This window comes from Streptomyces sp. NPDC015220 (assembly GCF_043079345.1).
Taxonomy (GTDB): domain Bacteria; phylum Actinomycetota; class Actinomycetes; order Streptomycetales; family Streptomycetaceae; genus Streptomyces.
This window is the reverse complement of the sequence record NZ_JBIBUK010000002.1, coordinates 702,030-716,359: the sequence shown is the minus strand read 5'-3', so window position 1 is coordinate 716,359 and position 14,330 is coordinate 702,030. Positions and strand designations below refer to the sequence as shown.

14 protein-coding genes are annotated in these 14,330 nt (G+C 71.1%); 11 read left to right on the top strand and 3 right to left on the bottom strand.

Features of this window, described 5'->3' with window-relative positions; genetic code table 11:
- Window positions 1–164 precede the first annotated feature (164 nt).
- From rpsM to ACF061_RS08005, 6 genes are all read left to right on the top strand, one after another.
- Complete coding sequence (rpsM, locus tag ACF061_RS08030; RefSeq protein WP_189700564.1) at window positions 165–545, top strand: 30S ribosomal protein S13; 381 nt, start codon at window positions 165–167, stop codon at window positions 543–545.
- A gap of 66 nt (window positions 546–611) precedes the next feature.
- Complete coding sequence (gene rpsK, locus ACF061_RS08025) at window positions 612–1,016, top strand: 30S ribosomal protein S11 (RefSeq protein WP_003956432.1); 405 nt, start codon at window positions 612–614, stop codon at window positions 1,014–1,016.
- A 181-nt stretch (window positions 1,017–1,197) separates the two neighbouring features.
- Window positions 1,198–2,220, top strand: coding sequence for a DNA-directed RNA polymerase subunit alpha (locus ACF061_RS08020; protein WP_003966937.1), 1,023 nt, complete (start codon window positions 1,198–1,200; stop codon window positions 2,218–2,220).
- A 207-nt stretch (window positions 2,221–2,427) separates the two neighbouring features.
- Complete coding sequence (gene rplQ, locus ACF061_RS08015) at window positions 2,428–2,922, top strand: 50S ribosomal protein L17 (RefSeq protein ID WP_392265955.1); 495 nt, start codon at window positions 2,428–2,430, stop codon at window positions 2,920–2,922.
- 89 nt (window positions 2,923–3,011) lie between these two features.
- Window positions 3,012–3,866, top strand: coding sequence for a tRNA pseudouridine(38-40) synthase TruA (gene truA / locus ACF061_RS08010; protein ID WP_392265954.1), 855 nt, complete (start codon window positions 3,012–3,014; stop codon window positions 3,864–3,866).
- Window positions 3,867–4,008: 142 nt separating this feature from the next.
- A complete protein-coding gene (locus ACF061_RS08005; protein WP_392266188.1) occupies window positions 4,009–5,313 on the top strand; it encodes a UDP-glucose dehydrogenase family protein in 1,305 nt (434 codons plus the stop codon).
- A 138-nt stretch (window positions 5,314–5,451) separates the two neighbouring features.
- Here the strand turns inward: ACF061_RS08005 and ACF061_RS08000 are convergent, their stop codons facing one another.
- On the bottom strand, window positions 5,452–6,327 hold the full coding sequence (locus ACF061_RS08000) for a hypothetical protein (protein WP_392265953.1): 876 nt from the start codon (window positions 6,325–6,327) through the stop codon (window positions 5,452–5,454).
- Window positions 6,328–6,687: 360 nt separating this feature from the next.
- On the opposite strand from ACF061_RS08000, the gene rplM reads away from it, so the two are divergent.
- The 3 genes from rplM (at window position 6,688) to glmM (ending at window position 9,236) form a co-directional block, all read left to right on the top strand.
- The gene (gene rplM / locus ACF061_RS07995) at window positions 6,688–7,131 is read left to right on the top strand and encodes a 50S ribosomal protein L13 (RefSeq protein WP_392265952.1); all 444 of its coding nucleotides are present in this window, start codon (window positions 6,688–6,690) and stop codon (window positions 7,129–7,131) included.
- Between the two features lie 42 nt (window positions 7,132–7,173).
- Window positions 7,174–7,686, top strand: a complete 513-nt coding sequence (gene rpsI, locus ACF061_RS07990) for a 30S ribosomal protein S9 (protein ID WP_392265951.1) — start codon at window positions 7,174–7,176, stop codon at window positions 7,684–7,686.
- Window positions 7,687–7,877: 191 nt separating this feature from the next.
- Window positions 7,878–9,236: a phosphoglucosamine mutase gene (gene glmM / locus ACF061_RS07985; RefSeq protein WP_392265950.1), complete on the top strand. Its 1,359-nt coding sequence runs from the start codon at window positions 7,878–7,880 to the stop codon at window positions 9,234–9,236.
- 55 nt (window positions 9,237–9,291) lie between these two features.
- Here glmM and ACF061_RS07980 read toward each other — a convergent pair whose 3' ends face one another.
- Window positions 9,292–10,248, bottom strand: a complete 957-nt coding sequence (locus ACF061_RS07980; protein WP_392265949.1) for a DUF389 domain-containing protein — start codon at window positions 10,246–10,248, stop codon at window positions 9,292–9,294.
- 37 nt (window positions 10,249–10,285) lie between these two features.
- The gene (gene coaA / locus ACF061_RS07975) at window positions 10,286–11,254 is read right to left on the bottom strand and encodes a type I pantothenate kinase (RefSeq protein WP_392265948.1); all 969 of its coding nucleotides are present in this window, start codon (window positions 11,252–11,254) and stop codon (window positions 10,286–10,288) included.
- 233 nt (window positions 11,255–11,487) lie between these two features.
- Here coaA and ACF061_RS07970 point away from each other — a divergent pair, with 233 nt between their 5' ends.
- Both ACF061_RS07970 and glmS read left to right on the top strand, forming a co-directional pair.
- Window positions 11,488–12,288: a hypothetical protein gene (locus ACF061_RS07970; RefSeq protein WP_392265947.1), complete on the top strand. Its 801-nt coding sequence runs from the start codon at window positions 11,488–11,490 to the stop codon at window positions 12,286–12,288.
- A 146-nt stretch (window positions 12,289–12,434) separates the two neighbouring features.
- Window positions 12,435–14,282: a glutamine--fructose-6-phosphate transaminase (isomerizing) gene (glmS, locus tag ACF061_RS07965; RefSeq protein WP_392265946.1), complete on the top strand. Its 1,848-nt coding sequence runs from the start codon at window positions 12,435–12,437 to the stop codon at window positions 14,280–14,282.
- Window positions 14,283–14,330 lie beyond the last annotated feature (48 nt).

Genomic DNA, 14,330 nt, shown 5'->3' with positions numbered 1-14,330 from the left:
GCAGAGTTTCGCGCGACGCGAGCTGAACATGTTCATAAGCAGGGCCCGAGCCGCAGTGCGGCTCGACACCCCCGGTTCGGAGGCCGGGGACCCGGTTCGTACCTCGTACGGCGGCCGGGAGCCGGCCCTGCGGAAGACCTCCGAAGATCAACTGGAGCCATTGAATGGCACGCGTTTCCGGTGTCGACATCCCGCGCGAAAAGCGCGTGGAGATCGCACTCACCTACGTGTTCGGCATCGGCCGGACCCTGTCGCAGCAGACCCTTGCCGCGACCGGCATCGACCCGAACACCCGAGTTCGCGACCTCTCCGAGGAGCAGCTCGTCGCGATCCGCGAGTACGTCGACAACAACATCAAGACCGAGGGTGACCTCCGTCGCGAGATCCAGGCCGACATCCGCCGCAAGGTCGAGATCGGTACCTACCAGGGTCTCCGTCACCGTCGCGGTCTGCCCGTCCGCGGTCAGCGCACCAGCACGAACGCCCGTACCCGCAAGGGCCCGCGTCGCGCCATCGCCGGCAAGAAGAAGCCGGGCAAGAAGTAGTCCGCAGCGGACTCGCCGTCCAGCGGTCTTCGCTGTAGGACCGACCACCTCCCGTAGGAGAACGACATGCCCCCCAAGGGACGTCAGGGCGCTGCCAAGAAGGTGCGCCGCAAGGAAAAGAAGAACGTCGCTCACGGCCACGCGCACATCAAGAGCACGTTCAACAACACCATCGTTTCGATCACGGACCCGTCCGGCAACGTGATCTCCTGGGCCTCCGCCGGCCACGTCGGCTTCAAGGGCTCCCGCAAGTCCACGCCGTTCGCCGCGCAGATGGCCGCCGAGTCGGCTGCCCGCCGCGCCCAGGAGCACGGCATGCGCAAGGTCGACGTGTTCGTCAAGGGCCCGGGTTCCGGTCGTGAGACCGCCATCCGTTCGCTCCAGGCGACCGGCCTCGAGGTTGGCTCCATCCAGGACGTCACCCCGACCCCGCACAACGGCTGCCGCCCGCCGAAGCGCCGCCGCGTCTGACGCGCGAAGCGCCGCCGCGTCCGACGCGACGCACGGCGTACGCCTCACGGGCAGCGGTACGGGCGGTACGGCTCTTTCGGGTCGTGCCGCCCGTACCCTTGCAGTACCCGCACCCTCCTGGGTGCGGTCTCCGTCGGACGTCAAATAGCGGGCGTCCACGAAAGAAGGATCTGATCCACACATGCTGATCGCTCAGCGTCCCTCGTTGACCGAAGAGGTCGTCGACGAGTTCCGCTCCCGGTTCGTGATCGAGCCGCTGGAGCCGGGCTTCGGCTACACCCTCGGCAACTCCCTCCGCCGCACCCTCCTGTCGTCGATCCCCGGTGCCGCTGTCACCAGCATCCGCATCGACGGCGTCCTGCACGAGTTCACCACCGTGCCGGGCGTCAAGGAGGACGTCACCGACCTGATCCTCAACATCAAGCAGCTGGTCGTCTCCTCGGAGCACGACGAGCCGGTCGTGATGTACCTGCGCAAGCAGGGCCCGGGTCTGGTCACCGCCGCCGACATCGCGCCCCCGGCCGGTGTCGAGGTGCACAACCCCGACCTCGTCCTCGCCACGCTCAACGGCAAGGGCAAGCTGGAGATGGAGCTGACCGTCGAGCGCGGTCGCGGCTACGTCTCCGCCGTGCAGAACAAGCAGGTGGGCCAGGAGATCGGCCGTATCCCGGTCGACTCCATCTACTCGCCGGTTCTCAAGGTCACGTACAAGGTCGAGGCCACGCGTGTCGAGCAGCGCACCGACTTCGACAAGCTGATCGTCGACGTCGAGACCAAGCAGGCCATGCGTCCGCGCGACGCCATGGCGTCGGCCGGCAAGACCCTGGTCGAGCTGTTCGGTCTGGCCCGTGAGCTGAACATCGACGCCGAGGGCATCGACATGGGCCCGTCCCCGACGGACGCCGCCCTGGCCGCCGACCTCGCGCTGCCGATCGAGGAGCTGGAGCTCACCGTCCGCTCCTACAACTGCCTCAAGCGTGAGGGCATCCACTCCGTGGGTGAGCTCGTCGCGCGTTCCGAGGCCGACCTGCTGGACATCCGCAACTTCGGTGCGAAGTCCATCGACGAGGTCAAGGCGAAGCTGGCCGGCATGGGCCTGGCCCTGAAGGACAGCCCGCCCGGATTCGACCCGACCGCCGCCGCGGACGCCTTCGGCGCGGACGACGACGCGGACGCGGGCTTCGTCGAGACCGAGCAGTACTGACAGCTCGGGACCGACGGTCCGCCACCCGGCGCGGGCCAGTGCCCCACCGCGCTCCCGAGAGGGAGCCGTGTGCCGGCACCGCCCCCCCGCGCCCCCTCCGGACGGGACCCTCACAGGGCCCCGTCCGGATCTCCGACAGGCGACCGCCTGCTCGGATACTGACCCCGGTACCTGACACGGCCGGGGCAGACACCTAGGAGAAACACCATGCCGAAGCCCACCAAGGGTGCCCGTCTGGGCGGCAGCGCCGCGCACGAGAAGCTGCTCCTCGCGAACCTCGCGAAGGCGCTGTTCGAGCACGGCCGCATCACCACCACCGAGGCGAAGGCCCGCCGCCTGCGCCCGTACGCCGAGCGTCTGGTCACCAAGGCGAAGAAGGGCGACCTTCACAACCGCCGTCAGGTGCTCCAGGTGATCACGGACAAGAGCGTCGTCCACACGCTCTTCACCGAGATCGGCCCGCGCTACGAGAACCGTCCGGGTGGCTACACCCGCATCACCAAGATCGGTAACCGCCGTGGCGACAACGCGCCCATGGCCGTCATCGAGCTGGTCGAGGCGCTGACGGTGCAGCAGAAGGCCGTCGGCGAGGCCGAGGCCGCCACCAAGCGTGCGGTCAAGGAGTCCGAGGAGGCCAAGGTCGAGGAGACCAAGGCCGACGAGGCCGCCGAGGCTCCGGCCGAGGAGTCGAAGGACGCCTGAGGCACACCCTCGCGCTGAGCGGGTCCGCCCTTCGGGGCGGACCCGCTTTCGCTTTCCCGCAAACGCCCAGGCCCTGAGAGGATCTGCACGTGAGTGACGAAGTACAGCCCGGTCGTGTCCGTGTCCGTCTCGACCTGTCCTACGACGGCTCCGCCTTCCACGGCTGGGCCAAGCAGGCCGGCGGCAAGCGGACGGTGCAGGGGGAGATCGAGGACGCGCTGCGCACGGTCACGCGGTCCCGTGAGACGTACGAGCTGACCGTCGCCGGCCGGACCGACGCCGGGGTGCACGCGCGGGGCCAGGTGGCCCACGTGGACCTGCCCGAGGAGGTCTGGCGCGAGCACCACGAGAAGCTGCTCAAGCGGCTCGCCGGGCGACTGCCCAAGGACGTGCGGGTCTGGGCGCTCCGGCCCGCGCCCAGCGGCTTCAACGCCCGCTTCTCCGCCGTCTGGCGCCGCTACGCCTACCGGGTCACCGACAACCCCGGCGGAGTCGACCCGCTGCTGCGCGGCCACGTCCTGTGGCACGACTGGCCGCTCGACGTCGACGCCATGAACGAGGCCGCCCGGCGACTGCTCGGCGAGCACGACTTCGCCGCCTACTGCAAGAAGCGCGAGGGCGCGACCACCATCCGCACCCTCCAGGAACTGAGTCTGGAGCGGGACGCCGACGGGATCGTCACGGCCACCGTCCGCGCCGACGCCTTCTGCCACAACATGGTGCGCTCGCTCATCGGCGCCCTGCTGTTCGTGGGGGACGGGCACCGCGCGCCCGACTGGCCCGGGAAGGTGCTGGCCGCGGGCGTACGGGACTCCGCCGTGCACGTCGTACGGCCGCACGGACTGACCCTGGAGGAGGTCGGCTACCCGGCCGACGAACTGCTGGCCGCGCGCAGCCGGGAGGCGCGCAACAAGCGGTCGCTGCCGGCGGCCGGCTGCTGCTGAGCCCCGCGCCCGCGCCCCGTGCGCCACGTCCGCCGCTCGCGTCGACTGCGGGTGACGGTACGGTCACGGCATGGCGGGGGACTCGTCGGAGTACCCGCTCGCCGTACGGCTCGGCGGGGAACGCACGGCGAGAGGCGGACCCATGCGGCTCACCGTCATCGGCACCGGCTACCTCGGTGCCACACACGCCGCCTGCATGGCGGAGCTCGGACACGAGGTCGTCGGGGTCGACGTGGACCGGGGCAAGGTCCCCGCGCTGCGCGCGGGCCGGGCGCCCTTCCACGAGCCGCGGCTGTCCGACCTGGTCGCCCGGCACACGGCGGGCGGGCGGCTGCGGTTCACCACCTCCTACGAGGAGGCCGGGGCGTTCGGGCAGGTGCACTTCGTGTGCGTGGGCACCCCGCAGCGCAGGGACTGCGAGGGCGCCGACCTCTCCCACGTCGAGCACGCGTTCGGAGCCATGGGGCGGCACGCCCGCAAGGGCGCGCTGCTGGTGGGCAAGTCGACCGTGCCGGTCGGCACGGCGGCTCGGCTCGCCGACGACCACGGCGTGGAGATCGCCTGGAACCCGGAGTTCCTGCGGGAGGGCTTCGCGGTCGAGGACACCCTGCGGCCTGACCGGCTGGTGTTCGGCGTGCGGACGCCGCGCGCGGAACGGCTGCTGCGGTGCGTGTACGGCCCCGTGCTCGCCGCCGGGACACCGCTGGTCGTGACCGACTTCGCCACCGCCGAGCTGGTCAAGACGGCCGCGAACTCCTTCCTCGCCACCAAGATCTCCTTCATCAACGCGATGGCCGAGGTGTGCGAGGCCGTCGGCGGGGACGTGCGGAGCCTGTCCGAGGCGCTGGGGCACGACGGCCGGATCGGGCGGGAGTTCCTGCGGGCGGGGGTCGGGTTCGGCGGCGGCTGTCTGCCCAAGGACATCAGGGCGTTCGCGCACCGCGCCGCCGAGCTGGGCGTGGACCTGGGTTTCCTGCGTGAGGTCGACGCGATCAACATGCGCCGCCGGGACCGGGTGATCGAGCTGGCCCGGCAGCTGTGCGGGGGGAGGCTCCTCGGGGCGCGGGTGGCGGTGCTGGGCGCGGCCTTCAAGCCGGACTCGGACGACGTGCGCGACTCGCCCGCCCTGAACGTGGCCGCGCGGCTGGACCTGGACGGCGCGGACGTGACGGTCTACGACCCGGAGGCGATGGACAACGCGCGCAAGGCGTTCCCGTTGCTCGGCTACGCCCTGTCGGTCGAGGAGGCGCTGCGCGGGGCCGAGCTGGTGCTGCACCTGACCGAGTGGCCGCAGTTCCGGGTGATCGATCCACGCCGGGCGGCCGAGCTGGTGCGCCGGCCGCGGATCGTGGACGGCCGGGGAGCGCTCGACGCGGCCCGCTGGACGGCGGCGGGCTGGCTGTTCCGGGCGCTTGGCGGTCCGCCACCCCGGCCCACGGCGTCGTAGGCGGTGCCGATCGCCCCCGCGGGAGCGCCCGGGCGGGGGGAACTCGCCCCGCCGTCCTCGTACGGCCGTCGCCGGGGCGCCGTCCTCCCGGCCGGCGTCCGTCGCGGGCGGCCCCGGCCTGGTGACGGACGCCGGGGCCTACTGGTCGGCGGCGGCCGACGCCTGGGCCTCACCGCGCCGGCGGATCTGGCCGAACGCGAATTCGGCGAGATCGTCGCCGGTGCCGAACGCCTCGGTGTCCTTGGTGGTCACGTTCTTGCCGCTGGGGAAGCCGGTGAGGGTGAAGTAGGCGTAGCGGCCGTAGGAGTTGGTGGTCGAGCGGCAGACCGCGCCGTCGCAGAAGGCCTTGACGCCGCCGCCGGCGAGCGGCTTGACGATGCTCTTCCTGTCGGCCTGGCCCTTGGCCCTGGTGGCCTGTGCCTCGGTGTCGAAGACGGCGACGCCGACGGTGGCGGAGATGCCGTCCCGGGTGTAGGTCGCGCGGATCAGGCGGGTGCAGCCGTTGTCGGTGAGGACCTTGGCGAGGGTGCCCTGGGCGGCCGAGGCGCAGTCCCGGGTGTCGGCCGTGGGGCCCTTCTGGTACACGGTCCCGTTCATGGTCAGCCGCGCGGCGGGGAAGAGGGTGTCCGCGCCGAGCGCGGCGGTGTCCTTCTTGGCGCTGGATATGAAGTCCTTCGGGTCCAGCGGGGGCGGGGCGCTGGTGGGCGCGAAGGAGGGGGCGGTGGCCGAGCCGCTCGGCGAGGTGGCGGTGGCGGTCGGGTGGGGGCCGCCCGAGGCGTGGTCGTCGCCGTTCGCCGACATCACGGCCACGGCGACGGCCGCGCCGACCGCGACCGTGGCCAGCACGCCGCCGCCGACGAACAGCAGGCGGCGCCGCTTCTTGCGGGCCTCCGACGCCTCGGCCAGCGCGGCCCAGTCCGGAGTCCCGTCGTCACCCCCGCCGTCCCCTGGCTGCTGAGAATGCGGTTTCCAGGGATCCCACTGGGACTGCGAGCCCCCCTGCCCAAAACTCATGGGGCGCATCCTAACGGTGGTTGACGTCACAGCCGCTCCGGCGTTCGAGGGCGGGGACGGCCGGGCCGGGACCGGGACGGGCGGCCGTCCCGGTGGACCGGGCACGTACACTGGGTGCGGAACACGCGGGACCGGTATCGTCGCCCCCGTTTTGACCCTGGAACGGCGACGCGGGTATCCTGCATGTTCGTTGTGTATTGGCTTGGCTCTTCTCACGGACCCGGCCCTTACACCGGTCCACCGGGCCGATGACCAGCGACCTGCACGCGGTTTGCGTCACCGCAGTGCGGTCAGGGCTGTCGTGATCGTCTTCGGTGACCTTGTCAGGACCACTCACTGAAGAAGCGAAGGCTACGAACCGTGCGTACGTACAGCCCCAAGCCCGGCGACATCACGCGCCAGTGGCACGTCATTGACGCCCAGGACGTCGTCCTGGGCCGCCTGGCGTCCACCGCCGCCACCCTTCTGCGGGGCAAGCACAAGCCGATCTACGCGCCGCACGTCGACGCTGGTGACTTCGTCATCATCGTCAACGCCGACAAGGTGCACCTGTCCGGCAACAAGCGCACCCAGAAGATGGCGTACCGCCACTCCGGCTACCCGGGCGGTCTGCGGTCCGTCCGCTACGACGACCTGCTCGCGAACAACCCCGAGAAGGCCATCGAGAAGGCCGTCAAGGGCATGCTCCCCAAGAACTCCCTTGGCCGTCAGATGCTCTCGAAGCTGAAGGTCTACAAGGGTGACCAGCACCCGCACGGCGCCCAGCAGCCGGTGCCGTTCGAGATCACCCAGGTCGCGCAGTAAGTCCGGCCACCCCCTAAGACTGAAGAGAATCTGAGGAGAATCGTGGCCGAGACCACTGCCGAGCAGCCGCTCGAAGAGCTTGACATCGACAGCTACACCACCGAGTCCGAGGTTCCCGTCGAGGGCGAGTACACCTCGGAGTCCATGGCCTCCCGCTTCGGCGAGCCGCAGCCGGCCGCCGGCCTGGGCCGCCGCAAGAACGCCATCGCCCGCGTCCGGATCGTCCCGGGCTCCGGCAAGTGGAAGATCAACGGTCGCACCCTCGAGGACTACTTCCCGAACAAGGTGCACCAGCAGGAAGTCAACGAGCCCTTCAAGGTGCTGGAGCTCGAGGGCCGTTACGACGTGGTCGCCCGCATCGCCGGTGGCGGTGTCTCCGGCCAGGCCGGCGCCCTGCGTCTCGGTGTCGCCCGCGCCCTGAACGAGGCCGACGTCGACAACAACCGCGGCCCGCTCAAGAAGGCCGGCTTCCTCCGTCGCGACGACCGTGCGGTCGAGCGCAAGAAGGCCGGTCTGAAGAAGGCCCGCAAGGCTCCGCAGTACAGCAAGCGCTAACCGCGCCGCTGCCTGCGGACAGGCCTACTCCGAACGCCCCGGCGGCACGCCACTGTGCCACCGGGGCGTTCGTCTATCACGGGACTTGGGCGTATAACGGCACAAGGTGCTCAAACGCTGGTGTGATCGGATGCCAGGATTCTGAAGACATCGGCACGGCTTGATGAACTGACGCTTTCTCAGGAGGACAAGTGGGACGACTCTTCGGCACGGACGGCGTGCGCGGTGTCGCCAACGCGGACCTGACCGCCGAGATGGCGCTCGGCCTCTCCGTCGCCGCGGCGCACGTACTGGCCGAGGCGGGCACCTTCGAGGGTCACCGCCCGACGGCGGTGGTCGGCCGGGACCCGCGCGCGTCCGGGGAGTTCCTGGAGGCGGCCGTGGTCGCCGGTCTGGCGAGCGCGGGCGTGGACGTGCTGCGCGTCGGCGTGCTGCCGACGCCCGCGGTGGCCCACCTGACCGGCGCGCTCGGCGCCGACCTCGGTGTGATGCTGTCGGCCAGCCACAACGCCATGCCCGACAACGGCATCAAGTTCTTCGCCCGGGGCGGCCACAAACTCGCCGACGATCTCGAGGACCGGATCGAGAAGGTCTACGAGGAGCACCGCACCGGCGCTCCCTGGGAGCGTCCGACCGGCGCGGGCGTCGGCCGCGTACGCGACTACGACGAGGGCTTCGACCAGTACGTCGCCCACCTCCTGGGCGCCCTCCCGAACCGCCTCGACGGCCTGCGGATCGTCCTCGACGAGGCGCACGGCGCGGCCTCCCGGGTCTCGCCGGTGGCCTTCGAGCGGGCCGGCGCCGAGGTCGTCACCATCGGCGCCGAGCCGGACGGCCTCAACATCAACGACGGCTGTGGCTCCACCCACCTGGACAAGCTGAAGGCCGCCGTGATCGAGCACGGCGCCCACCTCGGCATCGCGCACGACGGCGACGCCGACCGCTGCCTGGCCGTGGACCACACCGGTGACGAGGTCGACGGCGACCAGATCCTCGCCGTGCTCGCGCTGGCGATGCGCGAGCGTTCCGCACTGCGCTCCGACACCGTCGTCGCGACCGTGATGTCGAACCTGGGCTTCAAGCTGGCCATGGAGCGCGAGGGGATCCACCTCGTGCAGACCGCGGTCGGCGACCGCTACGTCCTGGAGGAGATGAAGGAGAAGGACTACGCCCTCGGCGGCGAGCAGTCCGGCCACGTCATCATCCTCGACCACGCCACTACCGGCGACGGCACGCTGACCGGCCTGCTGCTGGCCGCCCGGGTCGCCGGGACCGGCCGTACGCTGCGGGACCTGGCGTCGGTGATGGAGCGCCTTCCGCAGGTCCTGGTCAACGTCCCGGACGTGGACAAGTCCCGGGTGAAGACCTCCGCCGACCTGGCCGCCGCCGTCGGCGAGGCCGAGCGTGAACTGGGCGAGACCGGCCGCGTCCTGCTGCGCCCCTCCGGCACCGAGCCGCTGGTCCGCGTCATGGTCGAGGCCGCCGACATCGAACAGGCCCGCACGGTGGCGGGCCGGCTGGCCGACGCGGTGAAGTCGGCACTGGGCTAGTAGGCCCGCCGTCACGTTCCCGTCCGCGTTCTCCCGGTCGGGCCTCCCGTTCGGATCAGGCCGGTCGGTGCGCGGACTTCGTGGTGCCGTGTGCGCGCTGTCTCGCCCAGAACCACTTCTGGGCGAGCAGGGTGAGGGTGCCGGCGAGGACGATGCCGAACAGGTTCAGCAGGAGCTGCTTGGTCGAGCCCCAGGTCTGGGCGGTGTCGCCGTAGGCGAGGGCGACGGCGGCGTTGGCGGCGGCCGGGACGGTGGTCACCGAGATGGCGACGCCGACCAGGGCGCCGGACTTGGCCGATGTCAGCGAGAGCGTTCCGGCGGCTCCGGCGAGGACCGCCACGACGAAGGAGAAGGCGTCGGGGGCGTAGACGAAGTTCGTGCTGGGCCGGGGGCCCTCCAGCTTCGCCTTGCTGAACAGGCCGACGGCGTCCATGGCGAGGCTGAAGCCGACCGTCACCGCCATCGCCAGCGCGAACCCCGCCAGCAGCGCGATCAGCGAACGCAGGGCCAGCCGCGGGGCCCGGCGCACCAGGGCCGTGCCGATGCCGGCCAGCGGACCGAACTCCGGGCCCACCGCCATCGCGCCGACGATCAGGATGGCGTTGTCGAGCACCACGCCGCAGGCTGCGATCACGGTGGCCAGCGTGATGAAGGCGAGGTAGGTGACCGACAGCGTCGACTCCTCGTGGGTCGCCTCGGTCAGCTCCTCCCACAGCACCGCGTCAGCCGCCTCGCCCGGCGCCTCCGCCTCGGCCCGGTCGGCCCGCTCGGACAGCGACAGGTCGATGGTCTCCACGGCGATGGAGCCGGTCCGGTCGATGCCCAGCTCCCGCAGCCCGCCCAGGAGTGCTTCGGCGGCCTCGCGTGCGACGTCGCACATCACCACGTCACCGGACGGACTGCGGGCGGCGCCCGGCAGCACCACCAGGTGCGCGGTGCCGACCGTCCGCTGGATCAGGCCCGCCACCTCCTCGGTGCGGTCGGCGGGTGTGATCAGTCGCAGATGCAGCATGGGCGGCAGCGTAGACGCCGACGGCCGCCCCGGGCGCTCACAGCTTGCGCAGGCTCAGCCGCTGCACCTTGTGGTCGGCCCCCTTGCGCAGGACGAGCGTGGCGCGCCCCCGGGTCGGGGCGATGTTCTCCACCAGGTTCGGCTTGTTGATGGTCCGCCACATCGTGCGGGCGTAGTCGAGCGCCTCGTCCTCCGACACCTGGGTGTACTTGCGGAAGTACGAGGACGGGTCCTGGAAGGCCGTCGCGCGCAGCTTGCGGAACCTGTTCAGGTACCACCGCTCGATGTCCTCGGTGCGCGCGTCGACGTACACGCTGAAGTCGAAGTAGTCGGCGAGCCCGACCCTGGTACGGCCGTCCTTGCCGGGCAGGGCGGGCTGGAGGACGTTCAGGCCCTCCACGATCAGGATGTCCGGGCGGCGCACGGTCAGCTTCTCGCCGGGGACGATGTCGTAGATGAGGTGCGAGTAGACCGGCGCCGTGACCTCCCCCTTGCCCGCCTTGATGTCGGCGACGAACCGGGTCAGCGCCCGGCGGTCGTAGGACTCCGGGAAGCCCTTGCGCGACATCAGGCCGCGGGCCTCCAGTTCCCTGGTGGGCAGCAGGAACCCGTCGGTGGTGACCAGCTCGACCCGGGGATGCTCGGGCCAGCGGGAGAGCAGCGCCTGGAGGAGCCGGGCCACCGTGGACTTCCCGACGGCGACCGACCCCGCCACCCCTATGACGAAGGGGGTGCCCGACTGGGACCCCTGCTCGCCCAGGAAGGTGTTCAGGGCGCCGCGCAGCTCGTCGGTGGCGCCGACGTAGAGGTTCAGCAGCCGGGACAGCGGCAGGTAGATGTCCCGCACCTCGTCGAGGTCGATGACGTCGCCCAGTCCGCGCAGCCGCTCCACCTCCTCGGCGGTCAGCGGCAGCGGCGTCTTGTCGCGCAGCGCGCTCCACTCGGCACGGGTGAGATCGACATAGGGAGTCGCCTCCGGCTTGGACCGGTGGGCGCTCCGGGGCATCGAGGGGATCGGAGGGATCACAGTCCATTGTTAACGGAGTTCGAACGGGCCGGAAGGTGGGGTGTGTCACCCGGGGCCCGCGCCCCGGCCGGCGGCGGCCGATGATCACGTGGCAGTCACGGTCGGGTACCGGGTGGCAAAGGAATGATCATCTGTGCGTCCGGCGGGCGTAAAGTGCGCGTAAAAACGCTGCGGAGGGTTTCCGCAGGTCCGAAGAGAAAGAGCTCGCGTACGTGAGATCCCTGGTGCTCCGCCGTACGGGCGTCGCCGCCGCTGCCGCCGCCCTCGCCCTGCTCGCCGCCGCCTGCGGCTCGTCCGACGGCGGGGACAAGGGCGGTGACGGCAAGACCGCTCAGGCCGACAAGACCGCCCAGGCCGGCGAGACCGCCCCCGCCGCTCCCGTCAAGGCGCTGACCGCCGCCGAGCTGGAGCAGGCCGCGCTGACCCAGGCGGACGTCAAGAGCGGCAAGCTCACCAAGGTCCCGGCCAAGGACGAGATGGCGCAGGAGAAGGTGGCGGCGGACGACGCGGCGTGCTCTCCGCTCGCCATGCTCCAGGTCGGCTCCTACGTCGGCAAGCCGTCGGCCGTGGTGAAGCGGCAGTGGAAGGGCGACCCGAAGAAGCCCGCCGCGGACGCCACCGACGAGGAGAAGTTCCTCGCCGGCGTGGACGTGCCGCAGGTCATGGTGACGCTCGCCTCCTACCAGGACGGCGGCGCCGAAAAGGTGATGAAGGACCTGAACACCGCGCTCACCTCCTGCGCCGGCGGCTACACCTTCACCGCGGCCGGCGAGAAGACGAAGAGCCTGAAGGTGGCGAAGACCGACGCGCCGCGGGCCGGTGACGAGGCCGTGGCCCTGACCTCGACGCTGGACGCCGACGAGGGCGTCAAGGCCCCGACGAAGGGTGTGGTCGTCCGCAAGGGCGCCACCATCGCCTACTTCCCCGCCGTCAACTACGCGGCGGCCGCCACCGGCAAGGACTTCGCCTTCCCGGCCGAGGTCGTCGACGCGCAGCTCGCCAAGCTCAAGTGACGGCGGGCGTCGTGACCTGATGCGTCATGACGTGCCGTGCCGTCCGGTGATTCCCGCCGGGGGACGTTCGTACCCCGGTGGGAATTTCCGATTTCGGGCACGCTCAGGCCGCTTTGGCCGCCTGACGGGTCGTAGGCTGCGGAGCCATGTGCGGAATCGTGGGATACGTGGGGTCGCAGTCGGCGCTCGAGGTCGTGATGGCCGGGCTGAAGCGGCTGGAGTACCGGGGCTACGACTCGGCGGGCGTCGCCGTCCTCGCCGACGGCGGGCTTGCCTCGGCGAAGCGGGCCGGCAAGCTCGTCAACCTGGAGAAGGAACTGGTCGACCGGCCGCTGCCCACCGGCTCCACCGGCATCGGGCACACCCGGTGGGCCACCCACGGCGGTCCCACGGACGCCAACGCCCACCCCCACCTCGACAACGCCGGGCGCGTCGCCGTCGTCCACAACGGCATCATCGAGAACTTCGCCGTGCTCCGCGCCGAACTGGCCGAACGCGGGCACGAGCTGAGCTCCGAGACCGACACCGAGGTCGTCGCGCACCTGCTGGCCGAGGAGTTCTCCGGCTGCGCCGACCTGGCGGAGGCCATGCGGCTGGTCTGCCGTCGCCTGGAGGGCGCCTTCACCCTGGTCGCCGTGCACGCCGACGAGCCGGACGTCGTCGTGGGCGCCCGCCGCAACTCCCCGCTCGTGGTCGGCGTCGGCGAGGGCGAGGCCTTCCTCGCCTCGGACGTCGCCGCTTTCATCGCCCACACCCGCTCCGCGATCGAGCTGGGCCAGGACCAGGTCGTCGAACTGCGCCGGGACGGCGTGACGGTCACCGGCTTCGACGGACGGCCCGCCGACGTCCGCTCCTACAACGTCGACTGGGACGCGGCCGCCGCCGAGAAGGGCGGCTACGACTACTTCATGCTCAAGGAGATCGCCGAACAGCCCAAGGCGGTCGCCGACACGCTGCTGGGCCGCATCGACGCGGCCGGCCACCTGACCCTGGACGAGGTCCGCATCTCCGCGCCCGAGCTGCGCGAGATGGACAAGGTCGTCATCGTCGCGTGCGGCACGGCCTTCCACGCGGGCATGATCGCCAAGTACGCCATCGAGCACTGGACCCGGATCCCCTGCGAGGTCGAGCTCGCCAGCGAGTTCCGCTACCGGGACCCGATCCTGGACGCGCAGACACTGGTCATCGCCATCTCCCAGTCGGGCGAGACGATGGACACCCTGATGGCGCTGCGCCACGCCCGCGAGCAGGGCGCCAAGGTGCTGGCCATCTGCAACACCAACGGATCGACGATCCCGCGCGAGTCGGACGCGGTCCTCTACACCCACGCGGGGCCCGAGATCGCGGTGGCGTCCACGAAGGCGTTCCTGACCCAGCTCGTCGCCTGCTACCTGGTGGCGCTGTACCTGGGCCAGGTCCGGGGAACCAAGTGGGGCGACGAGATCCGCGCGGTCATCCGCGACCTGTCCCGGATCGGCGGCGCGGTCGAGCGGGTCCTGGAGACCATGGAGCCGGTACGGGCACTGGCCCGCTCCCTGGCCGACAAGAACACGGTGCTGTTCCTGGGCCGGCACGTCGGCTACCCGGTGGCCCTCGAGGGCGCGCTCAAGCTGAAGGAACTCGCCTACATGCACGCCGAGGGCTTCGCGGCCGGCGAGCTGAAGCACGGGCCGATCGCGCTCATCGAGGAGGACCTGCCGGTGGTGGTGGTCGTCCCCTCGCCGCGCGGCCGGTCCCTCCTGCACGACAAGATCGTCTCCAACATCCAGGAGATCCGGGCGAGGGGCGCGCGGACGATCGTGATCGCGGAGGAGGGGGACGAGGCGGTGGTCCCGTACGCGGACCACCTGATCCGCATCCCGGCCACGCCCACGCTGCTCCAGCCGCTGGTGGCGACGGTGCCGTTGCAGGTCTTCGCCTGCGAGCTGGCGACCGCCCGGGGCAACGAGGTGGACCAGCCCCGGAACCTGGCGAAGTCGGTGACGGTGGAGTAGTCCCCCAGGGCCTCGACGAAGGCGGCCAAGGCTCCGGCCGGAAGGGTG